The sequence below is a fragment of the Rhodococcus sp. HM1 genome (assembly GCF_023218075.1).
Taxonomy (GTDB): Bacteria; Actinomycetota; Actinomycetes; order Mycobacteriales; family Mycobacteriaceae; genus Rhodococcus.
The window spans coordinates 43,061-70,053 of sequence record NZ_JALPTB010000006.1 but is presented as its reverse complement, the minus strand read 5'-3'; the positions used below and the strand labels follow the sequence as shown (position 1 = coordinate 70,053).

Genomic DNA, 26,993 nt, shown 5'->3' with positions numbered 1-26,993 from the left:
GCCCGCCGCGGCCCCCGTTCCACGGCGCGGGAACTTGCGCGCGCCGACTCCGCCGACCACCGTGGCGTCATGACCGACCTCCCGGCCCCGCTCGCCGTGCACCTCGAGGAATTCGCCGAACACCTCGCGCTGCAGGGCGGTCGCTCCGCACACACGGTCCGCGCCTACACCACCGACGTCCGCTCCCTGCTCGAACACCTCGAAGCCACGCATCCCGGTGCGCGGATCACCGACTTGAGCCTCGACGTGCTGCGAGCCTGGCTCGCCGCACAGGTCGCCGCCGGTGCCGCCCGCACGACCCTCGCCCGGCGCACGTCGACCGCCCGCACGTTCACGGCGTGGCTCGTGCGGACGTCCCGCCTCGACCACGACCCGGCGGCACGGCTCGTCTCGCCGCGCGCGCATCGCACCCTGCCCGCGGTGCTGCGGACCGATCAGGCCCTCGAACTCATGGACGCCGCGGAATCCGGTGCCGTCGAACGGGACCCGGTGGCGATCCGCGACCGCCTGATCGTGGAACTGCTGTACGCGACGGGGATCCGGGTAGGGGAACTGTGCGGACTCGACGTCGACGACGTCGACGCGGAACGGAACGTGTTGCGGGTGCTCGGCAAGGGCAACAAGGAACGGGTCGTGCCCTACGGGGTTCCCGCCGCAGCCGCGATCGACGAGTGGCTGCGGCACGGGCGGCCGGAACTCGTGCGCCCGTCGTCCGGCCCGGCGTTCCTGCTGGGCAAACGGGGGGGACGGATCGACCAGCGTCAGGTGCGCACCGTGGTCCACGACGCCGTGGCCGCGGTACCGGGGGCCCCGGATCTGGCACCGCACGGGCTGCGGCACAGCGCGGCAACCCATCTGCTCGAGGGCGGCGCCGATCTGCGGGTCGTCCAGGAGGTCCTCGGCCATTCGAGCCTGGCGACGACACAGCTCTACACACACGTGTCGGTCGCGCGGCTGCGAGCCGCCCACGAACAGGCGCATCCCCGCGCCTGATCCGGTCCGAGGGCGTCGGACGGATTTGGTAGCGTCCCCGCGTATTCGATCCGGGGGGAATCAGTGAAAAGCGACGAGTCGACGCATGCTCTGCCGGCCTGGCTTCAGGGGGAGTCGCCGGAACCGGTAGCCACACCCGCCCGGCGCGGGTTCCTGCGCTCGGGCCGGTCTTCACACGACAACCAGGCTCCACAGGAGGTCCAGGCGCCACCGACCGTGCAGCCGGAACCCCAGGTCCCGGCAGCTCCGGGCGCCGCAGACTCACCGATGGTCCCGTCGACGCCGGTCGCGTCCGTTCCGTTCGGGGCACCGCTGCCGCCGCCCTCGCCGGTTCCGGCGCCCTCGCCCGCGCCCGTCCCCGAAGAGCCGGTGCCGGGTCCGATCCCGGAGCCCGCGCCCTACCCGAATCCGCAGATGTCCTGGCACATGCCGCTGCCGGCGCCGGCCGTCGAGCAGCCACCGGTCGCACACCCGGCCGTCGAGCAGGTGCCGCCGGTCCCGCAACCACCGGCCCGGCAGGTACCGCCCTCCGCGCCGCCGGTCGAACCTCGCATGTCGGTTCAGGCGGAGCCGAGGGTGACGCCACCGCCGACCGAACACCGGCCGCAGCCCGCGGCGCCGGCGGACCCGACCCCGACGCTCCAGCCCGAATCCGAGGTCGCGCGACAGCCGCAGGCCCCGGAACTCCCGCCCGCACCGGCTGCCGAACCCACGCCACCGCCGCCGATGCCCGATCACCAGCCGTCGAGCCTCGACCTGGAATCGGGCGTGCTCGTCAAACGCTCCCGCCGGTCCCCGTCGGGTGGCTGGCGGCGCAGCGTGCACCGGCTCACCGGAGGCATCCTCAACCCCGGCGAGTCCACCGGCGAATCCCACCGGCAGGAGATGATCGACCGGATCCGTCAACCCATCGGCGGCGACTACCGCATCGCGGTGCTCTCACTCAAAGGCGGCGTCGGAAAGACCACGACGACCGTCGGGCTCGGATCGACGTTCGCCTCGCTACGCGGGGACTGCGTGATCGCCGTCGACGCCAATCCCGATTTCGGGACGCTGGCCCAGCGGGTGCCGCAGCAGACGCGCTCGACCGTCCGGGACCTGCTCGCGGCCGCACCGAACATCGAGCGCTATTCGGATGTGCGGGCCCACACGTCGCAGGCGGCGAGCCGGCTCGAGGTGCTGGCCGGCGAACGCGACCCGGCCGTGTCGGAGGCGTTCAGCGAGACGGACTATCGGCAGGTCGTCGAAATCCTGCAGGTCTACTACAACATCATCCTCACGGACTGCGGCACCGGCATCATGCACTCGGCGATGCGCGGGGTGCTCGACCTGGCGAACGCGCTGGTGCTGGTCAGCTCGCCCGCGATCGACGGTGCCCGCAGCGCCGCGGCGACCCTGGACTGGCTCGAACACCACGGGTTCGAGGAACTCGTCGCCCGCACCGTCGTTGTGATCAGCGCGGCACGGCCCGGCGCGTCGAACATCGACATGGATGCCCTGACCGCGCATTTCCTCGCGCGCTGCCGGGCGGTGCAGGTGGTGCCGTTCGACGAGCACCTCGCCGAGGGCGCCGAACTCGATCTCGAGCTGCTGCGCCCGGCGACGCGACGGGCGTTCGTGGAACTCGCGGCGATGGTCGCCGACGACTTTCCGCCCGTGTCGGGCCGCCACGCCGTGCGATGGTGAGCGGGTGTCACACCGGTTCGAGCCGGATGACGGTGGGCCGGACCAGCGGTAGCGGGTCGAGGTAATCGGCGCGGTCGCGGCGCAGACCCCAGTGCAGACACGCCGCGACAGGGCAGCCTTCGTGCCCGGGTTCGAGGGTGCCGATCGGTTCGCCGCGCGCGATGCGCCGGCCCGGCGTCACGCTCGCGGTGACCGGTTCGTAGGTGGTGCGCAGACCGCCCTCGTGGTCGACCGACACCACCGGCTTTCCGCCGACGACCCCGGCGAACACGACCGTGCCGGCTGCGGCGGACCGGACCACCTGCCCGATCGATCCCGACAGGTCGACGCCGCGATGTCCCGGAAGCCAATCGTGCTCGGGCGGATCGAACGGCCGGGTCACCGAGGGCCGCGGCTGCAGCGGCCAGTCGTAGTCCGGCGACACACCGTGCGCGGCCGGGACGCACCCCGGTGCTGCCGTGAACCAGAAGGCGAAGGAGACGGCGAGCGCCGCGACGATTCTCATCCGTCGACAGTGATACGCCGGGGGAGACCGCAACAGACCGCTTCCCGCGATTGTGGACAACTCGGGCTCGGTCCACAGCCCCACCGCACGGCGCTCACCGGCCGGTTTACGGTGCGGCGGGCAGAGGCCGTACACTTGTCGGGCGGTCTGCGTACGCAGATCGACTTCGCGCGTCCGCGCGCCGATCGTGCTGCAAGTTGTCGGGCACATCGGAACATGACCATCGGCTGGTCCCGCAAGGGTTCGGTGGGCATGCGGACGCCAGGGCGGGCAGCGTGCCCGCAGCAACCGAAACGAAAGGCAGAACACAGCTATGGCTGTCGTTACCATGAAGCAGCTGCTCGACAGCGGCGCACACTTCGGCCACCAGACCCGTCGCTGGAACCCGAAGATGAAGCGGTTCATCTTCACCGACCGCAACGGCATCTACATCATCGACCTGCAGCAGACGCTGACCTACATCGACAAGGCGTACGAGTTCGTCAAGGAGACCGTCGCCCACGGCGGCACGGTCCTGTTCGTCGGCACCAAGAAGCAGGCCCAGGAGTCCATCGCGGAAGAGGCGACCCGTGTCGGGATGCCCTACGTGAACCAGCGCTGGCTCGGCGGCATGCTCACCAACTTCTCCACCGTCCACAAGCGCCTGCAGCGCCTGAAGGAGCTGGAGTCGATGGAGCAGACCGGTGGCTTCGAGGGTCGCACCAAGAAGGAAATCCTCATGCTCACGCGTGAGAAGACCAAGCTGGAGCGCACGCTCGGCGGCATCCGGGACATGGCCAAGGTTCCGTCGGCCATCTGGGTCGTCGACACCAACAAGGAGCACATCGCCGTCGGTGAGGCTCGCAAGCTGAACATCCCCGTCATCGCGATCCTCGACACCAACTGCGACCCGGACCTCGTCGACTACCCGATCCCGGGCAACGACGACGCGATCCGTTCCGCGGCGCTGCTGACCAAGGTCGTCGCGTCCGCCGTCGCCGAGGGCGTGCAGGCCCGTGCCGGCCAGAGCGCCGACAAGGATGCCAAGCCCGAGGCCGGCGCCGGTGAGCCGCTCGCCGAGTGGGAGCAGGAGCTGCTCGCGCAGGCCACCCCGGCCGCCGAGACCGAGGCACCCGCCTCGGACGCAGCCCCCGAGGCCTGATCCGTTGCACGGCCCCGACCGCTCGATCGCGAGCTTCTGGTCGGGGCCGTTGCACTGCGGGCCGCCCGCGCGGCGTCGCCCGCACCCGATGAACTTTTCCTTCACACACAGGAGGCTCGCTTCCCATGGCGAACTACACCGCCGCCGACGTCAAGCGTCTCCGTGAGCTCACCGGCTCCGGAATGCTGGACTGCAAGAACGCTCTCGCCGACAACGACGGCGACTTCGACAAGGCCGTCGAGCAGCTGCGCATCAAGGGCGCCAAGGACGTGGGCAAGCGCGCCGAGCGCTCCACGGCCGAGGGCCTGGTCGTCGCCAAGGACGGCGTTCTGATCGAGCTCAACTCGGAGACCGACTTCGTCGCCAAGAACGACGAGTTCCAGGGTCTCGCGGACAAGATCGTCACCGCGGCCGCCGAGGCCCGCCCGGCGGACCTCGAGACCCTCAAGACCCTCGAGGTCGACGGCAAGACCGTCGCCACGCTGGTCGAGGAGCTTTCGGCCAAGATCGGCGAGAAGCTCGAGCTTCGTCGCGTCGCCGTCCTCGACGGCCCGGTCGCCGTCTACCTGCACAAGCGCGCCACCGACCTGCCGCCGGCCGTCGGCGTTCTCGTCGCCTACTCGGGCGAGGGCGATGCTGCCGCCGAGGCTGCTCGCGCCGCTGCAATGCAGGTCGCGGCCCTCAAGGCGAAGTACACGACTCGTGACGAGGTTCCCGAGGAGATCGTCGCCAACGAGCGTCGCATCGCCGAGGAGACCGCCAAGGCCGAGGGCAAGCCGGAGGCTGCTCTGCCGAAGATCGTCGAAGGCCGCGTCAACGGCTTCTTCAAGGACGTCGTGCTCCTCGAGCAGCCGTCCGTGACGGACTCGAAGAAGACCGTCAAGGCGATCCTCGACGAGGCCGGCGCCACGGTGTCCAGCTTCGTTCGCTTCGAGGTCGGCGCCAGCTAGACCCACCTGTTCCTCGACCCCGCCGGCCTCGTGCCGCGCGGGGTCGAGGCGCGTCACGGCCCGGCACGACACGGTCGTGACCCCTCACGCCCCGGTCTCGGCCCCACGGTGGTGATGAGGCAGGATGAAAGGGCCGATCCTGCGCGATCCGCGATCCGTCTCAACCAGAGGAGAGCCATGTCCGACCACGCCCACGAACGGCCCGGTTTCCGCCGGGTGCTCCTCAAACTCGGTGGCGAGATGTTCGGCGGCGGGAAGGTCGGACTCGATCCGGACGTCGTGACGACGGTCGCGCAGCAGATCGCAGAGGTCGTCCGCAGCGGTGTCGAGGTCGCGGTCGTGATCGGTGGCGGCAACTTCTTCCGCGGTGCGGAACTGCAGCAGCGCGGCCTCGAGCGTGCCCGCTCCGACTACATGGGCATGCTCGGCACGGTCATGAATTCCCTTGCGCTGCAGGACTTCCTGGAGAAGGAAGGCATCGACACCCGTGTTCAGACGGCGATCACCATGGGACAGGTCGCCGAGCCGTACCTGCCGCTGCGTGCCCGCCGCCACCTCGAGAAGGGCCGCGTCGTGATCTTCGGCGCCGGCATGGGCATGCCCTACTTCTCCACCGACACCACCGCGGCGCAGCGCGCCCTCGAGATCGGCGCCGAGGTCGTGCTCATGGCCAAGGCCGTCGACGGTGTCTACTCCGCCGACCCGCGCGTCGACACCGACGCGACGCTGTTCACCGAGATCACCCACCGCGAGGTCATCGAGAAGGGCCTCAAGGTCGCCGACGCGACCGCCTTCAGCCTGTGCATGGACAACGACATGCCGATCATGGTCTTCAACCTGCTGACCAAGGGCAATATCGCCCGCGCCGTCGCCGGTGAGAAGATCGGAACACTCGTACGGTCATGATTGGACAACGGAACATGGAGGAACTGCCGTGATCGATGAAGCCCTCTTCGAGGCCGAGGAGAAGATGGAGAAGGCCGTCACGGTGGCCAAGGACGACCTCGGTGGCATCCGTACCGGTCGGGCCAACCCCGGCATGTTCAACCGCATCGTCGTCGACTACTACGGCGCGCCCACGCCGATCACCCAGATCGCCAGCATCAACGTGCCCGAGGCGCGCATGGTGATCGTCAAGCCCTACGAGGCATCGCAGCTGGGCGCGATCGAGACCGCGATCCGCAACTCGGACCTCGGCGTGAACCCCACCAACGACGGCAACATCATCCGCATCTCGGTTCCGCAGCTGACCGAGGAACGCCGCCGCGAACTGGTCAAGCAGGCCAAGGCCAAGGGTGAGGACGCGAAGGTCTCGGTGCGCAACGTCCGCCGCAAGGCCATGGACGAGCTGAACCGCATCCAGAAGGACGGTGAAGCCGGCGAGGACGAGGTGAACCGCGCGGAGAAGGACCTCGACAAGACCACCGCCAAGTACGTGGCGCAGATCGACGAGCTGGTCAAGCACAAGGAAGCCGAATTAATGGAGGTCTGACAGTGGGTCGAGCCGACGGGCCGTCCGGCCCGCAGCTTCCACTCGATTCCGGTGACGACAACGGAATCACACCCGCTGCTCCGGCTGCGGAACAAGCGGCCGCACCGGAGAAGGCATCCAAGGCCGGCCGAAATCTGCCGGCCGCGATCGGCGTGGGCGCCGCCCTCGGTGCCCTTGTCATCGGCATCCTGCTCTTCGCGCCGACCGCGTGGCTCGCGGTCGTCGCGTGCGCGATCGGGATCGCCACGTGGGAGGTCACCAAGCGACTGCGCGAGGCCGACGTCCGCGTCCCGCCGATCCCGCTGCTGGTCGGCGGGCAGGCGATGATCTGGCTCGGCTGGCCCTACGGCACCACGGGCGTGCTGGCGGCGTTCGCCGGCACCGTCGTCGTCTCCATGCTCTGGCGGCTGTTCCAGCGGGGTCTCTCCGCGCAGCCGCAGAACTATCTGCGCGACACCGCGGTCACCGTCTTCACGGCAGCGTGGCTGCCCCTGCTCGCGTCGTTCGCGACGCTGATGGTGCTCCAGGACCAGGGCGCGCAACGAGTGTTCTGCCTCATGATCGTGTGCGTGTCCTCCGACATCGGTGGCTACGCCGCCGGCGTGCTGTTCGGCAAGCACCCGATGGCCCCGGCGATCAGCCCGAAGAAGTCCTGGGAGGGCTTCGCCGGCTCGCTGATCGCGTGCGTCGTCGCGGGTGTGCTCACCGTGACGTTGATGCTCGACGCCGCGTGGTGGGTCGGCGTCCTGCTCGGGCTGCTGCTCGTGCTGTGCGCGACCGCCGGCGACCTCATCGAGTCGCAGGTCAAACGCGATCTCGGCATCAAGGACATGGGCACCCTCCTGCCCGGCCACGGCGGAATCATGGACCGGCTGGACTCGATCCTGCCGTCCGCCTTCGTCACCTGGCTGGTCCTCGCGGCATTCGTGTAGTGACCGTGCAACGGGCCGGGCGGGCGGTGCGGGAGAGCGGGGTGATCGCCAGCCCCAACATCTGGCACTGGCCCGCGGTCTACGAGGAGGAGAACCGCGCCCAGGACACCCGTGGCGCCGTGTACGCGGCGCTGCGGGAGGCCGTCGACTGGGCCGGAGCCGATGTCGTCGACGTCGGATGCGGCAGCGGGTTCCACCTGCCGATGTTCGCGCAGGAGGCGCGCACGGTCACCGGTGTCGAACCGCATCCGCCGCTCGTCGAACTCGGCCGCCGGCGCACGGCCGCCGACGAGACGATCACCGTGCTGCGCGGCGACGCGGAGCGACTGCCGCTCCCGGACGGCAGCGTCGACCTCGTGCACGCACGCACCGCGTACTTCTTCGGGCCCGGCTGCGGAGCGGGCATCACCGAGGCGCTGCGTGTGCTCCGTCCCGGTGGGGCCCTGGCCGTCGTGGACCTCGACGCGACCGCGCACCCTTACGGACGGTGGATGCGCGAGGACCTGCCGCACTACGATCCCCCCGCGGTCGAGGCGTTCTTCGCGGCTCAGGGCTTCGACCTGCGACGCATCGACACCGAGTGGGCATTTCCCGACCGGGCGAGCCTCGAACGCGTCCTCGGTATCGAATTCTCGCCGCGCATCGCGCAGCGGGCAGCCCGCGAAACGCAGGGCACCGGCCTGACCGTCCGCTACCGGCTGCACATCCGCCGCAAACCACGGGGCCTGGAACTGTGACGGCGCGTGGCGACCGGCCGACCTATCCGGAGATCGGGGCGACCGCGGGACCTCTCCCGGACGGTTACGACCGCGCCGTGCGCTCCCGCGTCATCGGTTCGGGCGAAGAGGCGTTCCACCGCGCAGCAGACCGGCTGCTCGGATGGCAGCTGCAGCGTCGCGCCGGTGCGGGGTTCCGGGCGGACTCGGCCACCGCGGTGCCCGGCGCGCGGGTGAGCGTGCGGGTCGGATGGGGTCCCGTCGGCATCACCGCACCGTGCGAGGTCGTGTACGTCGTGAACGAACCGCGTCGTCGGGGTTTCGCCTACGGCACCCTTCCCGGCCATCCGGTCCGGGGCGAGGAGTACTTCGGGGTGGAGTGGCGGGACGACGACACAGTCCTTCTGACGATCAAGGCGTTCTCCCGGCCGGCGACGTGGTGGGCGCGTGCGGGCGCTCCCGTCGCCCGGCGGGCTCAACGGCGCATCACCGACCGTTACCTCCGTTCCCTCGACGATTGTTCTTGATGCCGAAGGCGCGCGCCAGCCTCGTGATCTTCTTCGCCTTCGCCAGCCTCGGCAGGTCGCTGCCGTCCTGGACCCGGCTGCCGTCCTCGCCGAGCCGGTCGATCACCTCGTGCGCCCAGGTCACGTCGTCCGGGCTCGGGCTCAGCGCCGCATTCGCGTAGGCGGCCCGCTCCGGTGTCATGCACAGCTTCCCGGTCATCCCCATAGACCGGGTCAGCTCCGCCTCCTGGGTGAGCGTGGCGGGGTCGTCGGTGAGGGACGGGCCGTCGATCGGTCCCACCAGGCGCGCGGCCCGGCTCGCGATCACCAGCCGCGACCGCGGATACGTGAGGGCGAGCGGCGAGTCGCCGACACCGGTGTCGCGGCGGTAGTCGCCGCTGCCGAATACGAGCCGGAACGTTCCGTCGGCCCGCGCGATCTCCGGCGCCGCCTCGAGGCCCGTCGCGGACTCGATCAGCACGAGGATCCGGGTGTTCTCCGGTAGCCGGTCGGCGGTCGCGTCGACCTGTTGACCGCTCTCGGTCTTCGCGAGCATCACGCCTTCCAGGCCGGGAAGCCCGGCCACCGCGTCCAGGTCCTCGGCCCAGTAGGGGGTGGTGGCGTCGTTGATCCGAACCCAGGCTTCGCCGCCGCCGCGGAACCAGTCGACGACTCCGGCACGTGCGCCGGGTTTGTCGGCGGCCGGCACGGCATCCTCGAGGTCGAGCACGACCGCATCGGCGGGGGAGGTCGCGGCCGGGTCGAAACGGTCCGGTGCGTTCCCGGGCACGAGCAGCCACGAGCGGGCGAGTTCGGGGCGGATCCGGGTGGACATTCTTAGATGGTCTCGCGGTTTCGGGCGCCAGTCTCGCGGTTTGGGGCACCGGGGCCGACCGGGCACAGTCGCCGTTACCGATCGCACACCGGGGCAGCGCCCGCATCATGGGATAATCGGTGATTATGGCTTCTTCCCTGCCCCTGGTTTTCGATGCGCCCAAGCGCGGTATGCCCCCGCGTCACCTCGCCGACCTCGACTCCGAGCAGCGGCGTGAGGCGGTGCGCGAACTCGGGCTGCCCGCGTTCCGCGCCGACCAGCTCGCCCGCCAGTACTACGGGCGGCTCGAGGCGGATCCGGAGAAGATGACCGACCTGCCCGCGGCGATGCGGGAGAAGGTCGGCGAGGCGTTGTTCCCGCCGCTGCTGACTGCCGTCAAGCACATCGCATGCGACGGCGGGGAAACGCGCAAGACGCTGTGGCGGGCCGGCGACGGCACGCTGCTCGAGAGCGTCCTCATGCGCTACCCGGACCGGGCGACCCTGTGCATCTCCAGCCAGGCCGGCTGCGGCATGGCCTGCCCGTTCTGCGCGACCGGGCAGGGCGGACTGAACCGCAACCTGTCCACAGCGGAGATCGTCGATCAGGTCCGAGCCGCGGCCGCGGCCCTGCGCGACGGCGACGTCGCCGGGGGACCGGGCCGGCTGTCGAACGTGGTGTTCATGGGGATGGGGGAGCCGCTCGCGAACTATAAGCGGGTCGTCGCCGCGGTTCGCCGCATCACCTCCCCGGCGCCGGAGGGCCTCGGGCTGTCGCAGCGGTCGGTGACCGTGTCGACGGTCGGCTTGGCCCCGGCGATCCGCCGACTCGCCGACGAGGGCCTGCACGTCACGCTCGCCGTCTCGCTGCACACCCCCGACGACGAACTGCGCGACACGCTCGTGCCGGTCAACAACCGCTGGTCGGTCTCCGAGGTGCTCGACGCGGCGCGGTACTACGCGGACAAGACCGGTCGCCGGGTGTCGATCGAGTACGCCCTGATCCGGGACGTCAACGACCAGCCGTGGCGCGCCGACATGCTCGGCAAGAAGCTGCACAAGGCGCTCGGTCCGCTCGTGCACGTGAACCTGATCCCGCTCAACCCGACTCCGGGCAGCAAGTGGGATGCCAGCCCCAAGGACGTCGAGCGCGAGTTCGTGCGGCGCGTGCAGGCACAGGGCGTCTCGTGCACCGTGCGCGACACCCGCGGTCAGGAGATCGCGGCGGCCTGCGGTCAGCTCGCGGCGGAGGGCTGACTCACTCCTGCTCGGCGGTGAGCAGGTCGGAGAGGTTGTCCAGGCTGGCGCGCACCACACGCGAGTACGCCGTGCTGACGATGGGGTCGGCCAGCTTTCCGAAGATTCCTCCGAGCCCGCTCTCGGTCTCGAGACGATAGGTCAACCGGGTTCCGCCGTCTGCCTCCTCGAACTTCGTGCTCGCGCTGAAACCCACCTTGTTGCCGTCCACGGACTTGGCTGTGGTGGCCTTCAGCGGTCGATACTCGGTGAACTCGGACTCCCAGTCGACACGCTTTCCCAGGACACGGCTGACCCCGCGCCAGCGGGTGCCCACCTCGACGTCCCCGTCGGTGATCTGTTCGCATTCGAGCATCGACGATTCCCAGGACGGCCAATTGTGCGCCTCGATGAGGAAATCCCACACTTCCGAAACGGGGCGGGGGATGACGACGGATTCTTCGGTAACCGGCATGATGATCACTTCCCGAGTGATGACAGTTGATTCGCGCAATTCCTACGCCCTTGTACCCCAGGTGTCCCCGGTGGCTAGCTGTCGAAATCGCAAAGGTACAAAGGGAATTCGATTAGTGATGGCGTCGGTTTCGAGCGGATTGCCGGGAACGTTCTGATCCGTTGGCGCAGTTGCCGATACCGGACCTGTAAATCGAAAGTTGTTTTATTCCAGCAATATGCGGATTCGAGACGTTTCCCGACTCTTCTATTCCTCTCGGAAAGACTGTGCAGCGCGGTGCAATTCGGATGCGGCGGCGGCGAGGATCGGCTGTGACCGGCTACCGGCGCGGTACGCGATACGGGTCCGCCGGCCGATCGGCAGGGCTGTGAGAATCACGCCCTCGGGCACGTCGGTCACGGCGAGTTGCGGAACGAGCGCGACTCCGGCGCCGGCCGCAACCAGTTGCAGCACACCGGCGAAGTCGTCGATGCGATGGGCCACCCGAGGTTCGAAACCGTGGTTCCGGCAGCTGCGCACCGCCATGGTGTGGCAGAGCGTGCCGGGGTTGCCGACGATCCAGCGGCTCGTGGCGTGGCTGCCGATCGCGGCGTCCGCGGGCACCTCCGGAGCGGTCTGCGACGCGAGGTACACGGCTTCGTCGAGCAGCGGTTCGAGTTCGATCCCCGCGCCCATCGTGGACGGCACGTTGTCGTATTCGTGGACGAGCGCGATGTCCAGGTGATCTCCGCGGAGCAGATCCGGCACATCGGCGGGGTCGACCTCGGTGAGCGTCGGTTCCAGTCCCGGCTCGGTGCGTCGCAGCTCGATCAGAGCGGGGAGCACGATCGTCCGCAGCGCGGTCGGAAATGCACCGAGGCGAACCGATCCGGTCAGCCCGGTCTCGCTCGCCGCGAGTGCGGCCGACGCCCGTTCCAGGTCGGCCAGGATCACCTCGGTGTGCTCGACGAGAACCGTTCCCGCCGCGGTCAGGCGCACGCGACGACCGGTGCGGATCAGCAGCGGACGGCCGGCTTCGCGTTCGAGGGCGGACAGTTGCTGCGAGACCGCCGACGGGGTGTAGGACAGCGCTTCCGCGACCGCCGCGATGGTGCCGCGGTGGGCGAGTTCGCGCAGCAGACGGAGTTTGCGGATATCGAGCATCAGTTCAGCTTACGTATTGCGTCATGAAGAGTAACTGGACCTACAGCCTTTGTGGGCCGAGGCTGGGCACATGACCTACCACCCCTCGGGAATGCTCGTCCCGCTCGTGACCCCGTTCACCGACACCGGCGAGATCGCCCTCGCGGATCTGGAGCGCCTCGCGCACATCGTGATCGACGACGGCGCCGCCGGACTCGTCGCACTGGGCACTACGGCCGAGGCGGCGTCGCTGAGTCCGCAGGAACGCCGCGAGGTGGTGCGGATCTGCGCCGCGGTGTGCCGCGAGCGGCGGGTACCGCTGCTCGTCGGCGCCGGAACCAACGACACGGCCGGCACCGTGCGCGCCCTCGACGAGCTGGGGGAGCAGCCCGATGTCACAGCCGCGCTGGTGGTGGTGCCGTACTACACGCGCCCGACCGAGGCCGGTGTCGTCGCGCACTTCGAGCACGTCGCCGACCGCAGCCCGGTGCCGATCGTCCTGTACAACGTGCCGTATCGCACCGGGCAGCAACTCGGCTGCGAGTCGATCGTGCGGCTGGCGGAACATCCGCGGATCGTCGGCATCAAACAGGCCGTCGGTGCGGTCGATACCGATACCGCGCGCCTGCTCGCCGAGCGTCCGGATCCGTTCTCGGTTCTCGCCGGTGAAGACACCCTGGTTTCACCGTTGTTCGCGATGGGGGCAGCGGGAGCGATCGCGGCGACCGCCAACGTCTACGCGGCCGAATTCGCCGACCTGTTCCGGCTGTGGCGCGCCGGGCGGGTCGAGCAGGCGCGGGACCTGGGCAACCGGCTCGTCGGTCCCGTATCGGCGCTCATGTCCGGCCCCAACCCGACCGTCATCAAGGCGGTGCTCCACGCGCAGGGAAGGATTTCCACGCCGTGCGTCCGACTGCCGCTGCTGCCGTTCGAGGACACCGCAGCGATCCACCGTTTCCGAGCGAATGTACCGTTCGTCTCCTTCAATCGACTGAGCGATACATTCGCTCGGAAAACAGGGCAGGGTAGCAGGTAGGTCGGCGGCGCGGTGCCAGGATGAACGCCGCGGATCAGCGGGGCACGCCCCCGCCGTCGGTTGCGGACGGCAGGTGGGGGAGCAGTTCGTCCTCGGGCTCGATCCCGAACGAGCGCAACGCCATTGCCAGCGTCGAGTAGGCGCCGACGGTGAAGACGAGATCCATCAGCTGATGTTCGTCGAGCTCTGCGGACAGGATCGCCCACGTCCGGCTGCCGATCGCGCCGTCGTCGAGCAGTTCGTCGACTGCGGTGAGCATCGACCGTTCCAGCGGGATGAGGGGTTCCGCACCGCCATCGTCCGCAACCAGGGAGATTTCGGCCTCGGTGATCCCGGCCTTGCGGGCCAGCAGCACGTGCTGAGCCCACTCGTAGTCCGAGTTGCGACGGTGCGCGACCCGCAGCACGAGCAGCTCACGCCACCGGGGGGAGAGGGATGTCCCGCGCAACAGGTGATTGTTGAAGCCGAGGAACGCGGTGGCCAGGCCGGGATGGCGGGCGAGGGTGCCGAGAAGATTCGAGCCGGAGGCACGTCCCTCCTCGGTCGGGGCGCTCGCGACGGACGAGCGGAACGCCCGGACGTACTGCACGAATTCGGGAGCCCAGTCCGCTACAGCGGCAGCGGGAATGCGCGCGGTTCCGGCCGGTGTGTCTTTGTGGCGGTCAGGACCGCCGGAAAGGCACACCGGTTCGTCAGGTGTTGCGGCCACCGTTGACTCCGAACACCTGGCCCGTGATGTATCCGGCCTCCTCGCCGACGAGGAACGCGCAGGCCGCAGCGACATCGGACGGCCGGCCGATCCGTCCGACCGGCGTCCTCGCGGTCTGAGCGTCCAGGTCGACGAACCCCTTCTCGACGGTTCGGCGCAGCATCGGGGTATCGATGAACCCGGGTGGGATCGTGTTGACGGTGATGCCGTGCCGGCCGAATTCGAGCGCGAGAACCTTGGTCAGTCCCACCACTCCGGACTTCGCGGACACGTACCCGGCCAGACCCGGGGAGCCGCTGTGCACGCTCGACGACGAGATGTTGACGATGCGTCCCCAGCCTTCTGCGATCATGTCCTGCAGCACGACCTGGCAGCAGTCGAACGTGCCGGTCAGGTTGATCGCGATCGAACGCGCCCACAGTTCCGGGGTGATGTCGAGGAACGGCGAATCCAGGCTGAGCCCGGCATTGTTGACCAGGATCGTGGGTCGGCCGAGGCGGGCGCGGACCTCGTAGACCCCCGCCTCGATCGCTCCGCGGTCGGTGACGTCGACGCGCAGCCCCAAGGCTTTGCCGCCGTCGTCCTCGATGCCCGCCGCCACCGCGTCGGCCGAGGCGGCATCGAGATCGAAGATCGCGACGGTGTCGCCGTCGGCGGCGAGGCGTCGCGCGATCGCTTCGCCGATGCCGGATCCGCCGCCCGTGACGATCGCTGTCCGCCCGCTCAACTGATCGCCTCCGTGCCCAGCAGCGTCGATCGGTGCATCCGCCGAGGCTTCCCCCGATCGAACGGGCACGCCCGATGCACGAGCCCGGTGTTGTCCCAGATGACCATGTCCCCTTCGGACCACTCGTGCCGATACACCAGATCGTCTGCAGTGGCACGTGATTCGAGATCGGCGAGCAGCTTGCGCCCTTCGTCGACGTCGAGGCCGACGATGTGCGAGGCGGTCGCACCGAACACCAGCGAACGACGCCCCGAATCGTGCTCCCACACCAAGGGCAGTTCCCGCACCGCGCGCGAGGCCCACTCCTGGATCTGTTCCGGAGTCGGATCCGGGTAGGTCAGACGCTGGATGGCTTCGAACGTGTGCACCACGCGCAGCGTCGCGAAGCGCTCCTTCTCCTCGTCGGTCAGCGCGTCGTAGGCCGCGTAGGTGCTCGCGAACTCGGTTTCGCCGCCCTCCGCTGCGGTGACCCGGGCGGAGAGCACCGACGCCTTGGCCGGAATCTCGTCGAGAGCCCCGTCGATGTGCCAGTAGTCGTTGCTCGCGAAGTACTCCCTATTCGGGTTGTCGGGTTCGAAGCTGATCTCCATGATCTCGGGGATCCGGTACTTCGGGAACAACGCGAGCTCGCCGAGGCGCCGGCAGAACTTCACCTGCGCGTCGTCGTCGATGTGCAACTGCCGGAACAGCAGCACACTGTGCTGCTCGAGCAGGTCGAGCAGTGCACCGGGTACGGTCTCGTCGGTGAGCAGACGCTCGACGTCGACGTCGAGTACCTCCACGCCGATGGTGTCGGCGAGTTTCTTCGTGGCAAGGGTGGGCATGGATGTCCTCACTCGTGGGCCGCCGGGTTGCCGTGCCCGGCGGAATCAGGTCTGCTGGGGCTCGTAGCCGAGGATCGCCTTGACTTCGAGGTAGTCGTGGAAGCCGAATTCGCCCCACTCGCGACCGGTGCCGCTCTTCTTGAAACCGCCGAACGGGGCGCAGAAGTCGAAGGCGTCGTTGATGGCAACGGATCCCGCCCGCAGCCGCCGCGCGACCGAGCGGGCCAGTTCCGGGTCGGCGCCGGCGACGAACGCGGACAGCCCGTACTCGGTGTCGTTGGCGATCTCGACGGCGTGGTCGATGCTGTCGTACCCGATGATCGTCAGGACGGGGCCGAAGATCTCCTCGCGGGCGATCGTCATGTCGTTCTTCACGTCTGCGAACACCGTCGGCTTGACGTAGAAGCCGACCTCGAGCCCGTCCGGCCGGCCCGGACCTCCCGCGACGAGCGTGGCGCCTTCGTCGATGCCGGTGCGGATCAGGTTCTGGATCTTGTCGAACTGTGCCTTCGACACGACCGGTCCGATTACGAAATCGCCGTTCGGATCTCCGACCGTGACCTGTTCGGCAGCCGCCCGCGCGACCTCGATCGCCTCGGCCATGCGCTCGGCCGGAACGAGCATGCGCGACGGGGCGCTGCACGTCTGCCCGGAGTTGAGCATCATGGTGCCCACGCCCTTGCCGACGTTCTCGGCGAAGTCGGCGTCGTCGAGGATGATGTTCGGGCCCTTGCCGCCGAGTTCCTGGGTCACGCGCGTGACGCCGGGCGCCGCGTTGATCGCGATGTCGATGCCGGCCCGGGTCGATCCCGTGAAGGAGACCAGATCGACGTCGGGGTGGCCCGACAGTGCCCGTCCCACACCGGGTCCGTCGCCCTGCACCAGGTTGAACACGCCCTCCGGTACGCCCGCCTCGTCGATGATCTCCGCGAAGATCTGCCCCGTGAACGGCGATTGCTCGGACGGCTTGAGGACCATCGTGCAGCCGGTCGCCAGCGCGGGGAAGACCTTGACCGCGATCTGGTTGAGCGGCCAGTTCCACGGCGTGATCAGGGCGCAGACCCCGATAGGTTCCTTCACGATCCGGGTGGCTCCGCGCTGCTCCTCGAAGGTGAAGTTCTCGAGAACCTCGATCGCGGTGGTCAGGTGGCCGAGACCGAGATTCATCTGGAAGCCCCCGGCGAGTGCGGCCGGGGCGCCCATCTCCTGCGTGAGCGCGGCCGCCAGATCGGGAACCCGGCGGGTGAAGACTTCGAGGATCCGCTTCAGCACGGCGATCCGGTCGTCGCGATCGGCGGCCGACCAGGACGGGAATGCTCGCCGCGCGGCCGCGACGGCCTTGTCGACGTCGGCGGCGGTGCCGGCCGGCACCGATCCGGCGACCTGCTCGGTCGCGGGGTCGACGACGTCGATCCGGGCGGTGCCGGCGGGCGCGACCCACTGTCCGCCGATGTAGAACTTGTCGTACTCACGCATGGCCGACGGGTCCTTCCGTTGTCGTTTCGGCACTGTGGTTCGGGGTGTGCGGGTTCGGGGTGCGGTGGTTCGGAGCAGTTGTCACTGTTGCCCTTCGGCGTACCAGGTGCGGAACTCGTCGTAGCTCGGCATCTCCTCGGAGTTGGCCTTGGGGTCGACGACCACGTGGATGACGCCGGGTTTGCCGCTCGCGTAGGCCCGTTTGATCGCGGGCGCGATGTCCTCGTCCTTCTCGACGTATTCGCCGTAGCAGCCGAACCCCTCGGCGACCTTGTCGAAGCGGGTCTCGGTGCTCCAGTGCACGCCGGTCTCGAGCGAGCCGTGCCCGTAGGTGCGCTTGTACACGCCGACCTCGAGGCCCCACGCGTAGTCGACCGCGACGACACACACCAGCGGAAGGTTCAGTCGCGCTGCGGTTTCCAGCTCTGCGATGTGGAACTGGAACGACGAGTCGCCGGTGATGAGCATCATCGGCCGCTTGCCGCCGTCGGCGACACCCGCGCCGACGGCATACGGCAGGCCGGTGCCCAGGTGCCCGAAGTTTTGGTTCCACATCACGTCGTGCGGTTTGGCCTGCGAGTACGTCCAGCCGAAGATCGTGGTGGCGCCGCCGTCGCGGACCATGATGCCGTCCTTCGGAAAGTCCTTGGTCGCCTCGACGATCAGGCGCGCCGGATGCACCGGCGTCCGCCCGGACGGCGCCGTCTCGGCCAGCTCGGCGAGGCGCTCGGCGTCCTGCCTGATCCAGCGGGCCAGCTCGGGCGTCGCGGTGCGCGGGGTGTCCTTCAGCGCGTCGACGAGCTGCGGGACCACCGCCCGCAGGTCACCGACGAGGGGGACGTCGATGGGCCGGTTCACGCCGATCGCGGCCGGGTCCTGCTCGACGTAGAGCCACTTGCGGTTCGCCTCGTTCGCGAGCCAGTGCCGTCCGCGCCCGAAGTGGACCGGCTCGCCGAGTTCGGTTCCGATCGCCAGGCACAGGTCCGATTCGACGACGGCCTCGATCGCCGCCGGCGAGAACCCGTACGGGAAGGTGCGGTCCTCGAGTCCCTCGATGTACGACGTGCCGCCGGACGTCTGGATCACCGGGCACGCCATCAGGTCCGCGAGGCGGCGCACGGACTCACCGGCGCGGGCGGTGTGCACGCCGTGCCCGACGAGCAGCACCGGCTGCTTCGCGGCCCTGATCAGCTGGGCTGCCTCGGTGATGCGGTCCGCGCCTGCGGTCTGGCCGACCAGCCGATACCGTTCGGGCGGTAGGACAGGCGGGACGTCGAGCTCCTCCTGGATGATGTGCGACGGGTACTCGATGTACACCGGACCGGGTGTGCCCGACAGCGCCTTGCGCAGACCCTCACGGATGACTTCGTCGGTCTGGTCGGCGTATTCGATGCTGGCGCTGTACTTCACGGAGTTCTCGATCAGCGCTTCCTGCTGCACGAACTGGATGCGTCCCCGGCGTACCCGTTGTTCGGTGATGCGGGCGCGCTGCCCGCCGAGGAAGATCACGGGGGAGTTCTCGACCTTGGCGCACATGATGGCGCCGGCCAGGTTCGCGATGCCGGGGCCGAGCGTGCCGATGCACACCGCGGCCTTGCCGGTCATGCGGGAGACGGCTTCGGCCATGAAGCCTGCGGACTCCTCGTGATGTGGGGCCACGACGTTCCAACCGCGCTCCTCGGCGGTGTGGAACAGGTGGACGAAATTCGGGTCCGGGATCCCGAAGATGGTGTTGATACCTTCGGCTTCGAACAGGTCCAGGATGCGTTCGTAGACCTTAACCGACATACGTGTTTCCCTTCCGTACGCCTGCGCCGGCATCGACGCCGGAGGCGGTCGCAAAGCTTCTGACGATGTGGTCGACGTGACCGGACAGGGTCGGCAGGATCCACGGATCACCCGTGTCGCGGATCGTGTCGATCTGCTCGCCGACCTCCTCGATCGTCCACGACGGCCGGTACACGCCGGGTGTCTCGGCGACGAATGCCCGGGCGATCCGGCCCGCGATCGAAACGAGCATTTCTCCTGTGATCGAGCAGGATTCGTGGGCGAGCCAGCCGACGGCGGGCGCCGCCAGCTCTGGATCCATCGGCGGATACTGCGAGGTGTCCAGGCCCTCGGCCAGCCGCGTGAGAGCCGCCGGCACGATGACGTTGGACTTGACGCCGCGCTCGGCGCCTTCGATCGCGGCGACGTTGGACAACCCGATGATGCCGGCCTTCGAAGCGGCGTAGTTGGCGACCCGATGGTTGCCGTACAGGCCGCCGATCGACGACGTCAGCACGATCCGCCCGTAACCGGCCTCGCACATCAGCGGGAACGCCGGGCGTACGACGTGGAACGCACCGCGCAGGTGCACGTCGAGCACGGCGTCGAAGTCCTCGTAGCTCATCTCCGCGAGCGGCGCGTACCGGTTGTTGCCCGCGTTGTGGATCAGGACGTCGATGCGGCCGTACCGATCGACGGCCGCATCGACGATCGCCTTGCCGCCCTCGGCCGTCGCGACCGTGTCGGTGGAGGCGACGGCTTCGCCTCCGGCTGCGACGATCTCGCGCACGACGTCGTCGGCGGGACGGTTGTCGGTGCGCTCACCGCTGATCGCCGCACCGGTGTCGTTGACGACCACCTTCGCGCCCAGCGACGCGAGCAACAGTGCGTACGCACGCCCCAGCCCCCGGCCGGCGCCGGTGACCACCGCGACGCGGCCATCGAATCGCAGATCAGGCACCGCACGCTCCTCTCACGGCGGGTCTGTCGAGTCGGCCGGTCATTTCTCGAACACCAGGCCTTCCAGCTCACCTGTACTACGCCAGTTCTCGAGCAGTTCGGTGAGTTCGTAGAAGCCGCCCCAGAACGGATCTCCGAGGAAGGACCGTCCGTTCGGTTCGCCCTCGCTGTTGTAGTAGCCGGGAGTGCATTCCATCGTGAACTTGCTGTTGTCGACCGAGTACTGACGGATGGTCTGGACCCATCCCTCCTCGGCTTCCGCGGTCGGCTCGACGAGCGTGACACCACGGGTCTGCGCCTGTTTGATGATGTACGCGATGTGGTCGGCCTGCTGCTCGAACATCAGCGTCGTGGCCGCGGTGACACCGCCCTGGACGAATCCGGTTGCGAAGTGGTTCGGGAAGTTGTGCGCCATGATCCCGTGCAGTGTGCGGAATCCCTTGCCCCAGTGGTCGTAGAGCGACGTTCCCTGGCGTCCGGTGAACGGTGCGATGGCGAACTGGCGCTCGAGGGCCGTGGTGATCTCGAATCCGCTGGCGAAGACGATGCAGTCGAATTCGTGCTCGACACCGTTCGCGATGATGCCCTTCTCGGTGATCTGCTCGACCCCCTTGGTCTCGGAGACGTCGATCAGGGTTACGTTCGGCCGGTTGAAGGTGGGCAGGTATTCGTCGTTGAAGACCGGCCGTTTGCACATGTTGCGGTAGTACGGCTTCAGTTTCTCCGCCGTTTCCGGGTCCTCGACGATCGATTCGACTCGCTGACGCAACCGCTCCATCGCCTTGTAGTCCTCGATCTCCTTGAGTTCGAGAAACTTGACGGGGTCGGCGAGGGCGGCCCATCCGTTGGTCTCGTTGAGCTTCGCGGCCAGATTGCGTGCGACCTCGGTCCAGCCGTCGCAGATGAGGTCGGGCTCGCCCGGGTTGTAGAACGCGAACGCGGCGTTGTGGAAGTTGCGCTGCCGCTCCGCCCGCCAGCCCGGCTTCAGGCTCTTCACCCATTCCGGATCGGTCGGGTAGTTGGCACGTTCGAAGATGTACGACGGAGTCCGCTGGAAGACCGTGAGGTGCTTGGCTCCGCGGGCCAGGTGCGGAATTGCTTGGACTGCACTGGAACCCGTGCCGATGACGGCTATCCGCTTGTCACCGGTCCTGTCGAGTCCACCGTGCAGGTCACCGCCGGTGTATTCGTAGTCCCAGCGGGCGGTGTGGAAGGTGTGCCCCTTGAAGTCCTTGATGCCGGGGATCCCCGGGAGTTTCGGGCGGTTGTACGGGCCCTGGCACATCACGACGAATCGGGCGGCGATCTCGTCGCCGCGATTGGTGCCGATCCGCCATCGCCTGATCTCCTCGTCCCATTCCAGCGACCGGATCAGGGTGTGGAAGATCGCGTGCTCGTAGAACCCGAAGTGGTTTCCGATGCGCTGAGCGTGCTCGAAGCACTCGTCGCCCTTGGAGAACTTCTCCTTCGGCATGTAGCCGGTTTCCTCGAGCAGAGGAAGATAACAGTAAGCGTCCGAATCGATCTGGATGCCCGGATAGCGGTTCCAGTACCAGACGCCACCGAAGTCGCCACCGAGTTCGATGATCCTGAAGTCCTCGACGCCGGCTTCCTTCAGCCGGTGGGCGGCGATCAGGCCGCTGAACCCGCCGCCGAGGATCACCACTTCGATCTCCCCGACGATCGGCTCGCGGGGCTCGACCGGGAGATGTGGGTCTCCCGTGTAGAACTCTTCGAACTCGCCGTCTGCCTCGAGATATTGCTGCTGGCCGTCGGAGCGAAGGCGCTTGTCGCGCTCGAGGAGATACTTCCGGTGCAGTGCTTCCTGATCGACCTCGGGTGTCTGCGAAGGGGCGCAGGGTTCCATGTGAATGTCCTCGGTTGGTGGGAAATCGGTGGTCAGGCGAGGTCGCGGGGTGCGCCGGTGCCCATGTAGGTGGCGAGATTGTGGTGCAGGTTGACGACGCTGCGCTCGCGATACGGGTTGGGTTTCGGGCCCGAGAAGCCGCGCGTCTTCATGCCCTGCTGGACGGCGGCCATGTTGGAGAAGTCCTGCGGCAGCACCGTGCGCCACCCCGAATCGTCGGCGGGGGTGTACTCCCACTCGGTCTCCGGTTCCTCGCCGGCCGGAAACAGTTCGTACACAGCGGCTTCGAAGATGCACTTGTTCGGATCGTAGCCGTAGGGGCGTGCGCTGTAGCAGAGCATGTTGTTGACCGCGTGCCCGATCTGGAAGTTCGGGAAGATCTGCCAGGCGGTTCCGCTCTTCGCGACGGTCTGGGGGTCGACCGTCGGCCAGATCACCCCGCGCGCCGCGTCGTCACGGCGCGCCGAATCGAGCCAGTGCCGCAGCACCTGGTCCGGGGGAGTGCCCTCGGGTAGTTCGTCGAGCAGCCGCTGTGCGGCGTCGACGAGGGTGCGGGTGGTGTTGGTGTTGGCGTTCTCCCACGTGAAGTTCTGGAGCTCGATCGTGGCCTTCCGGGCGTCGGGGCCGTTGCCCACGCGCAGCTTCGCCTGCTGTTCGTCCATGCCCTTGGGGGCGTCGTAGCCGATGTTGCTGTGCTTGCCCTGCGCCCGCGACCACCCGAGGAAGTTCCCGAAGTTCATGAACTCCGGGTGGGTGTACGGCACATGGTAGGTCTCCATGAAGGCCTCGAGCGCGACCTTCCAGTTGCATTCGAACACAAGCCATTTGCGCCAGCGGTAACGCATGTTGTGAAGTTCGAACGGCTCGAGCAGCGACGCCGCCGGTTCCAGGTAGTCGCGCAATGGTTCACAGTCGGGATCCATGTTGATCCAGATCCAGCCGCCCCACGTGTCGACCTTGACGTCGACCAGTCGCGACCGCTCGTCGGTGAGCGCCCCCTTCCAGTCGTCCCGCTCGGCCGCGAACGTGTTGTTGCCGTCGAGGTCGTAACGCCAGCCGTGAAATCCGCACACGAACTGCCTGGCGCAGCCGCGCGCCTCGTGGGCACCGTCCGGGGTGTCGACGAGTTTGCGTCCGCGGTGCGAGCACACGTTGTGGTACGCGCGGAGGGTGTCGGGACCGGTCCGAACGACGATGATCGAGTCGTCGAGGATGTCGTAGGTGAGGAAATCACCGACCTTGACGAGTTCCTCGACACGGCCCACCTGCTGCCACACCTTCGCCCACAGTCGGTCGCCTTCGGCGCGGGCGTAGTCCTCGGACAGGTACGCCTCGACACCGATCGTTAGGGGCGTCGAGAGTGGTTCTGCTGCTTCGGAGGTTTCCTGGATGTTGTCGACTGTGTCGGTCATGTGAGCCTTCTCCTGGTGCAACGTGCGTGTCAGCGGGTGATGGCGGTGCGGAACGTTTCGTCTTTGAGGAAGAGCGACGTGTGGTCGGCGCCCATGTGCGTCCACTTGAGATTCAGGCCGCCGTCGACGAGGAGCGTCTGCCCGGTGATGTAACTCGACAGATCCGAGAGCAGGAACAGGATCGCCCCGGCCTGCTCCTCGGGTCGGCCGCGGCGGCCCATCGCGATGGCGCGCCGGTCGCGTTCGGGGTCCTCGTCGACGTAGGTGCCGGACGCCGGTGTCGCGGTCACGCCGGGAGCGATGGCGTTGACGCGGATGCCGTCGACGGCCAGTTCCACGGCCATCGTGCGGGTCGCGGCCACCAGGGCGGCCTTCGCGGTGCCGTATCCGATGTGGAACGGTGCGGTGTTCATGCCGCTGATCGACGAGATCGAAACGATCGAACCGGGATTGCCCCGCGATTTGATCTCGGCGGCGACGGCCTGGCTCATGAAGAACATCGTTTCGAGGTTCTGGGTGAACAGCGCACGCCAGTCCTCGCGGGTGACGCGGGTGGCCGGCATCCACGTGGCGGGCGCCGCGCCCCCGGCGACGTTGACGAGCCCGTACAGGTCGCCCTCGGTGCTGTGTGCCGTCTCGATCACCGAGGCGACGCCCTCGTCGGTCGATGCGTCCGCCGCGAGGGGAACCACTTGGAGCCCTTCGGCGACAAGGGGTTCGATGTGCTTGTTGAGATTGTCCTCGGACCGGCTCACCGCGATCACGGTGGCGCCGGCCTGCGCGACCATCCGGGTGACCGAGGTCCCGATGCCGCCACCGGCGGCACCGGAGACGACGACGATGCGACCCTCGAGTCCGACGAATTCGTTGCTCACGGCGCTCACCGGACCTTGCGGATCGCGAGGACGCTGCCTTCGGCGTCGGCCGACACGTAGAGGGTGCCGTCCGGTCCGGCGGCGATACCCGCGAACGGACCTTGCGGCCCGGAGAACGGGGGCAGGCCGAGCAGCGGCTTCGGTGTCACACCCTCGGGCGCGCCGACCGGGAGGTTTCGCGCGATGACTTGCTGAGCCTTGGTTTCGAGATCGACGCCGATCAGGGTTTTCGCGTCGACGTCGACGATGAACAGCGTGCCGTCGTGTACGACGATGCCCTCCGGTCGTTCGAGGCCGTCGATCAGGGTGTCGACACCGGAGGCGGTGATCGAGAGGATCCGTCCGGCCCCGGCTTCGGAGACCAGGGCCGTGCCGTTCGACGCGAACGCGACGCCGATCGGCTCGGCCAGCCCGTCGGCGACCACCCGGGCTTCACCGGACGCGACTGCGTAGACCTTGCCGGCGCCGAGGTCGGCGGCGACGACGGTTCCACTGTGGGACACCGCCACTCCGTAGAGCGCTTCGAGTCCGTCGGCGAGGACCTCGCTCTCGGCGGCAGCCGGGTTGTATCGGGAGACGATGCCGTCGCCGGTGACGATGAATTCGCCGTTGCCGACGGCGGTCACGCCGCGGATGTAGCCGGGCCAGCCGGGACTGAACAGCATTCCGAGAGTGCGGGTTCCGCCGCCCGGCTCGAGCGCGAGCAGGAAGGTGCCGTCGGCGATATAGACGGTGCCGTCGGGTCCGACGGTCAGGTCCAGTGGCCAGGTCAAGCCGTCCGACAGGGCTTCGCGGGTCTCGCCGCCGGCGAGGATCTCGGTCACCTTGCCGGTGAAGCTCGACACGAACAGCCGGTCGCCGAGGAAGGTGAGGTTGTCGAGTCCGGGATTCAGCTGGGCCAGGACCGTGCGGTCGCCGTTGCGCGGGTTGATCCGCAGCACCTGGCCGGAGGCAACCTGGGTGGAGACGATGAAACCGTCGGAGTCGAACTTGACCGCGTCCGGGACGCCGAGGTCGCCGGCGACGCGTTCGGGCTCGCCACCGTCGGGATCGATGCGCCAGATGTCGTTCGTGCCGAGCAGCGGGTAGTAGAGCTTGCCGTCCGGACCGACCTCCATGCCGTTGGGCATCGGGAGTTCGTCGAGGAGAACCTTGGGGGCGCCGCCGGCCGGGTTCAGTTCCATGAGGCGGCCACCGACCCGGCACTCGTTCACGAACAGCCGGTCCTGGTGGATCGTGATGCCGTTGGCGCCGGGCAGGTCGTCGCGCAGCAGACGGGTGCTGCCGTCGGCGCCGCGGATGCTGACGCGCCCGTCGTAGTACTCGGTGATGTACATGTCGCCGCGGCTGTCGAACGCGACGTCGTCGGGGGCGACGATGTCGCTGCCCTTGGGGCTGATCGTTTCGAGCGCGCCGGTAACGGGGTCGAATGCGCTGATCTGGCTGCCTGCGACCTGTGCGACGTAGATGCGGCCGTCCGGGCCGCTGCGGAGACCGTTCGCGCCGAAGAGCCGGCTCGGCGGTGTGAGTCGTTCCAGTCCCCATCCCTCGATGAGACTTGTCGATGTTCCGGTGTAGCGCGCCCCTGATGTCAAGGTGGGGTCCCCTCCCGTGATGAGAACCTGATTCTCCGAAGTGTGGAACTCGGTAGTGCGTTTCGTGTGAGGCTTGTCGCGACGGTGCGCTGCGTATCCAGGTTGAGTGACGCAGGCCACTTTCATCGAGGGTGAGTGTAGACACGAGACTGCGAGCTTTACAAGTATTACTATCTTTATAAGGATAGCCACATGGGAAGGGTTGCCGTGCCGGGTGCACGCGGTCCGTCGGACCCGGTCACGTTGCGGGACAGTTGATTACGTGTCGAAAACACACGAAACTCCGGATGCGGGATCCGCAACCGGAGTGTCTCGACTGGGGGATCGGATCCGGGGGACTAGATCCGGGGACGCTGACCGGCCTGCCGGGCCATCGCGGACGACGCGTTCACGACGCCGTCGTCGAAGCGGTCGAGCAGGAGTGCCTGCGTCGCGGCCAGGTGCGCGCGGGCGATGCGTTCGGCCTCGTCGTCGCGGCCGGCGGCGATCTCGTCGACGATCCGGCGATGGACGCGCACCGCGTCTTCGGCCTCCTTCTCGGACGGGTACTCGCCGCGGCGGGTGAGCACCTCGGCCCAGGCCATCTCCTGCGCGGACCACAGCGCCACCAGGCTGCTGACGACGTACCGCATGGTGACGTTCGGCGTGAACGAGACCACCAGATCGTGGAATTCGCGCGCGATCCGGGTGAATGCGACGCCGTCGTCGACCACCTCGGCGCACGCGTTCACGTTCGCTTCGAGGGTCGGAACGATCACCTCGGCGCGGTCGGGGCGGCGGGCGAGTTCGGCCGCGCACATCGGTTCGAGTTTCTGCAGGCCGGCGGCGAGATCGCCGAGGGTGACGCGAGCGCCCTGGAGTGCCAGGCCCAGGTGGTAGGCGGCGGAGAACTCGTCCGGCCGGTGCACCTCGGCGCCGCCGACGTTGCCGCGACGCACCGTGACCAGGCCCTCGGTCTCGAGGATGCGCAGTGCCTCCCGGATCGAGGGGTAACTGACGCCGAAATCCTTGACCAGCTGGTCCTGCGTGGGCAGTCGGTAGCTGTCGTCCGAGAGGATGTGGTCGCGAAGCTCGGCGGCGACCGTTTCCGCTATGCGCCGCTGGGGAACTCGGCCGCGCCGCGGGGTCGTCACGAAGTGCGCCTTTCATCCATGCGCGTCAGTCTATCCGTAGGTCGA

Annotated in this window: 26 protein-coding genes; 11 read left to right on the top strand and 15 right to left on the bottom strand. The window is 68.2% G+C overall.

Annotated features, from left to right (window positions below):
* Positions 1-69 precede the first annotated feature (69 nt).
* Both M1M07_RS05420 and M1M07_RS05415 read left to right on the top strand, forming a co-directional pair.
* Positions 70-993, top strand: a complete 924-nt coding sequence (locus M1M07_RS05420) for a tyrosine recombinase XerC (RefSeq protein ID WP_248673517.1) — start codon at positions 70-72, stop codon at positions 991-993.
* 726 nt (positions 994-1,719) lie between these two features.
* Positions 1,720-2,679, top strand: a complete 960-nt coding sequence (locus tag M1M07_RS05415) for a MinD/ParA family protein (protein ID WP_308200777.1) — start codon at positions 1,720-1,722, stop codon at positions 2,677-2,679.
* Between the two features lie 7 nt (positions 2,680-2,686).
* Here the strand turns inward: M1M07_RS05415 and M1M07_RS05410 are convergent, their stop codons facing one another.
* Positions 2,687-3,184: a M23 family metallopeptidase gene (locus M1M07_RS05410; protein ID WP_248673516.1), complete on the bottom strand. Its 498-nt coding sequence runs from the start codon at positions 3,182-3,184 to the stop codon at positions 2,687-2,689.
* Positions 3,185-3,497: 313 nt separating this feature from the next.
* On the opposite strand from M1M07_RS05410, the gene rpsB reads away from it, so the two are divergent.
* The 7 genes from rpsB to M1M07_RS05375 all read left to right on the top strand — a co-directional run bounded on the left by rpsB (position 3,498) and on the right by M1M07_RS05375 (position 8,942).
* The gene (rpsB, locus tag M1M07_RS05405; protein ID WP_197252864.1) at positions 3,498-4,325 is read left to right on the top strand and encodes a 30S ribosomal protein S2; all 828 of its coding nucleotides are present in this window, start codon (positions 3,498-3,500) and stop codon (positions 4,323-4,325) included.
* A gap of 125 nt (positions 4,326-4,450) precedes the next feature.
* A complete protein-coding gene (tsf, locus tag M1M07_RS05400; RefSeq protein WP_197252863.1) occupies positions 4,451-5,275 on the top strand; it encodes a translation elongation factor Ts in 825 nt (274 codons plus the stop codon).
* Between the two features lie 177 nt (positions 5,276-5,452).
* Entirely contained in the window at positions 5,453-6,181 is a 729-nt protein-coding gene (gene pyrH, locus M1M07_RS05395) for a UMP kinase (protein WP_197252862.1), read from the top strand.
* A gap of 28 nt (positions 6,182-6,209) precedes the next feature.
* Positions 6,210-6,767, top strand: coding sequence for a ribosome recycling factor (frr, locus tag M1M07_RS05390; RefSeq protein WP_197252861.1), 558 nt, complete (start codon positions 6,210-6,212; stop codon positions 6,765-6,767).
* Positions 6,768-6,769: 2 nt separating this feature from the next.
* Positions 6,770-7,699 carry a phosphatidate cytidylyltransferase gene (locus M1M07_RS05385; protein WP_248673515.1) on the top strand — a complete coding sequence of 310 codons (930 nt, stop codon included), beginning with the start codon at positions 6,770-6,772 and terminating at the stop codon, positions 7,697-7,699.
* Positions 7,700-7,740: 41 nt separating this feature from the next.
* Positions 7,741-8,436 carry a class I SAM-dependent methyltransferase gene (locus M1M07_RS05380; protein WP_197252867.1) on the top strand — a complete coding sequence of 232 codons (696 nt, stop codon included), beginning with the start codon at positions 7,741-7,743 and terminating at the stop codon, positions 8,434-8,436.
* Positions 8,433-8,942 carry a DUF1990 domain-containing protein gene (locus tag M1M07_RS05375; RefSeq protein ID WP_197252859.1) on the top strand — a complete coding sequence of 170 codons (510 nt, stop codon included), beginning with the start codon at positions 8,433-8,435 and terminating at the stop codon, positions 8,940-8,942. Before M1M07_RS05380 ends, M1M07_RS05375 begins: the two co-directional genes overlap by 4 nt.
* Here the strand turns inward: M1M07_RS05375 and M1M07_RS05370 are convergent.
* Complete coding sequence (locus tag M1M07_RS05370; RefSeq protein WP_248673514.1) at positions 8,902-9,756, bottom strand: CoA ester lyase; 855 nt, start codon at positions 9,754-9,756, stop codon at positions 8,902-8,904. The two genes, M1M07_RS05375 and M1M07_RS05370, sit on opposite strands and share 41 nt — an antisense overlap.
* A 125-nt stretch (positions 9,757-9,881) precedes the next feature.
* On the opposite strand from M1M07_RS05370, the gene rlmN reads away from it, so the two are divergent.
* Positions 9,882-10,991, top strand: a complete 1,110-nt coding sequence (gene rlmN / locus M1M07_RS05365) for a 23S rRNA (adenine(2503)-C(2))-methyltransferase RlmN (RefSeq protein ID WP_197250265.1) — start codon at positions 9,882-9,884, stop codon at positions 10,989-10,991.
* Between the two features lies 1 nt (position 10,992).
* On the opposite strand, the gene M1M07_RS05360 is transcribed toward rlmN, so the two are convergent.
* Both M1M07_RS05360 and M1M07_RS05355 read right to left on the bottom strand, forming a co-directional pair.
* Positions 10,993-11,445, bottom strand: coding sequence for an SRPBCC family protein (locus tag M1M07_RS05360; protein WP_197250264.1), 453 nt, complete (start codon positions 11,443-11,445; stop codon positions 10,993-10,995).
* A 246-nt stretch (positions 11,446-11,691) separates the two neighbouring features.
* Positions 11,692-12,588 carry a LysR family transcriptional regulator gene (locus M1M07_RS05355; protein ID WP_197250263.1) on the bottom strand — a complete coding sequence of 299 codons (897 nt, stop codon included), beginning with the start codon at positions 12,586-12,588 and terminating at the stop codon, positions 11,692-11,694.
* A 70-nt stretch (positions 12,589-12,658) separates the two neighbouring features.
* On the opposite strand from M1M07_RS05355, the gene dapA reads away from it, so the two are divergent.
* Positions 12,659-13,603: a 4-hydroxy-tetrahydrodipicolinate synthase gene (gene dapA / locus M1M07_RS05350; protein ID WP_248673513.1), complete on the top strand. Its 945-nt coding sequence runs from the start codon at positions 12,659-12,661 to the stop codon at positions 13,601-13,603.
* Between the two features lie 34 nt (positions 13,604-13,637).
* Here dapA and M1M07_RS05345 read toward each other — a convergent pair whose 3' ends face one another.
* The 11 genes from M1M07_RS05345 to M1M07_RS05295 form a co-directional block, all read right to left on the bottom strand.
* A complete protein-coding gene (locus tag M1M07_RS05345; protein ID WP_248673512.1) occupies positions 13,638-14,312 on the bottom strand; it encodes a carboxymuconolactone decarboxylase family protein in 675 nt (224 codons plus the stop codon).
* Positions 14,296-15,039 carry an SDR family NAD(P)-dependent oxidoreductase gene (locus M1M07_RS05340; protein ID WP_248673511.1) on the bottom strand — a complete coding sequence of 248 codons (744 nt, stop codon included), beginning with the start codon at positions 15,037-15,039 and terminating at the stop codon, positions 14,296-14,298. Before M1M07_RS05340 ends, M1M07_RS05345 begins: the two co-directional genes overlap by 17 nt.
* Complete coding sequence (locus M1M07_RS05335; protein WP_248673510.1) at positions 15,036-15,863, bottom strand: TauD/TfdA family dioxygenase; 828 nt, start codon at positions 15,861-15,863, stop codon at positions 15,036-15,038. Before M1M07_RS05335 ends, M1M07_RS05340 begins: the two co-directional genes overlap by 4 nt.
* A gap of 45 nt (positions 15,864-15,908) precedes the next feature.
* On the bottom strand, positions 15,909-17,339 hold the full coding sequence (locus M1M07_RS05330; RefSeq protein ID WP_248673509.1) for an aldehyde dehydrogenase family protein: 1,431 nt from the start codon (positions 17,337-17,339) through the stop codon (positions 15,909-15,911).
* 81 nt (positions 17,340-17,420) lie between these two features.
* Positions 17,421-19,127 carry a thiamine pyrophosphate-binding protein gene (locus tag M1M07_RS05325; RefSeq protein ID WP_197255518.1) on the bottom strand — a complete coding sequence of 569 codons (1,707 nt, stop codon included), beginning with the start codon at positions 19,125-19,127 and terminating at the stop codon, positions 17,421-17,423.
* Positions 19,117-20,067, bottom strand: coding sequence for an SDR family NAD(P)-dependent oxidoreductase (locus tag M1M07_RS05320; protein ID WP_248673508.1), 951 nt, complete (start codon positions 20,065-20,067; stop codon positions 19,117-19,119). The genes M1M07_RS05325 and M1M07_RS05320 overlap by 11 nt, the downstream gene beginning before the upstream one ends.
* A gap of 39 nt (positions 20,068-20,106) precedes the next feature.
* A complete protein-coding gene (locus M1M07_RS05315) occupies positions 20,107-21,933 on the bottom strand; it encodes an NAD(P)/FAD-dependent oxidoreductase (RefSeq protein WP_248673507.1) in 1,827 nt (608 codons plus the stop codon).
* 32 nt (positions 21,934-21,965) lie between these two features.
* Positions 21,966-23,345 carry an SRPBCC family protein gene (locus M1M07_RS05310; protein WP_248673506.1) on the bottom strand — a complete coding sequence of 460 codons (1,380 nt, stop codon included), beginning with the start codon at positions 23,343-23,345 and terminating at the stop codon, positions 21,966-21,968.
* A 29-nt stretch (positions 23,346-23,374) separates the two neighbouring features.
* A complete protein-coding gene (locus tag M1M07_RS05305; RefSeq protein WP_248673505.1) occupies positions 23,375-24,220 on the bottom strand; it encodes an SDR family oxidoreductase in 846 nt (281 codons plus the stop codon).
* Positions 24,221-24,225: 5 nt separating this feature from the next.
* Positions 24,226-25,815, bottom strand: a complete 1,590-nt coding sequence (locus tag M1M07_RS05300) for an SMP-30/gluconolactonase/LRE family protein (protein WP_248673504.1) — start codon at positions 25,813-25,815, stop codon at positions 24,226-24,228.
* Between the two features lie 338 nt (positions 25,816-26,153).
* A complete protein-coding gene (locus tag M1M07_RS05295) occupies positions 26,154-26,948 on the bottom strand; it encodes an FCD domain-containing protein (RefSeq protein ID WP_197255506.1) in 795 nt (264 codons plus the stop codon).
* Between the last annotated feature and the right edge of the window lie 45 nt (positions 26,949-26,993).

Coding starts and splice junctions, on each gene's coding strand:
- M1M07_RS05420 (WP_248673517.1), top strand. CDS start 70: ATGACCGACCTCCCGGCCCCGCTCGCCGTGCACCTCGAGGAATTCGCC.
- M1M07_RS05415 (WP_308200777.1), top strand. CDS start 1,720: ATGCCCGATCACCAGCCGTCGAGCCTCGACCTGGAATCGGGCGTGCTC.
- M1M07_RS05410 (WP_248673516.1), bottom strand. CDS start 3,184: ATGAGAATCGTCGCGGCGCTCGCCGTCTCCTTCGCCTTCTGGTTCACG.
- rpsB (WP_197252864.1), top strand. CDS start 3,498: ATGGCTGTCGTTACCATGAAGCAGCTGCTCGACAGCGGCGCACACTTC.
- tsf (WP_197252863.1), top strand. CDS start 4,451: ATGGCGAACTACACCGCCGCCGACGTCAAGCGTCTCCGTGAGCTCACC.
- pyrH (WP_197252862.1), top strand. CDS start 5,453: ATGTCCGACCACGCCCACGAACGGCCCGGTTTCCGCCGGGTGCTCCTC.
- M1M07_RS05370 (WP_248673514.1), bottom strand. CDS start 9,756: ATGTCCACCCGGATCCGCCCCGAACTCGCCCGCTCGTGGCTGCTCGTG.
- rlmN (WP_197250265.1), top strand. CDS start 9,882: ATGGCTTCTTCCCTGCCCCTGGTTTTCGATGCGCCCAAGCGCGGTATG.
- M1M07_RS05360 (WP_197250264.1), bottom strand. CDS start 11,445: ATGCCGGTTACCGAAGAATCCGTCGTCATCCCCCGCCCCGTTTCGGAA.
- M1M07_RS05355 (WP_197250263.1), bottom strand. CDS start 12,588: ATGCTCGATATCCGCAAACTCCGTCTGCTGCGCGAACTCGCCCACCGC.
- dapA (WP_248673513.1), top strand. CDS start 12,659: ATGACCTACCACCCCTCGGGAATGCTCGTCCCGCTCGTGACCCCGTTC.
- M1M07_RS05335 (WP_248673510.1), bottom strand. CDS start 15,863: ATGCCCACCCTTGCCACGAAGAAACTCGCCGACACCATCGGCGTGGAG.
- M1M07_RS05330 (WP_248673509.1), bottom strand. CDS start 17,339: ATGCGTGAGTACGACAAGTTCTACATCGGCGGACAGTGGGTCGCGCCC.
- M1M07_RS05325 (WP_197255518.1), bottom strand. CDS start 19,127: ATGTCGGTTAAGGTCTACGAACGCATCCTGGACCTGTTCGAAGCCGAA.
- M1M07_RS05315 (WP_248673507.1), bottom strand. CDS start 21,933: ATGGAACCCTGCGCCCCTTCGCAGACACCCGAGGTCGATCAGGAAGCA.
- M1M07_RS05310 (WP_248673506.1), bottom strand. CDS start 23,345: ATGACCGACACAGTCGACAACATCCAGGAAACCTCCGAAGCAGCAGAA.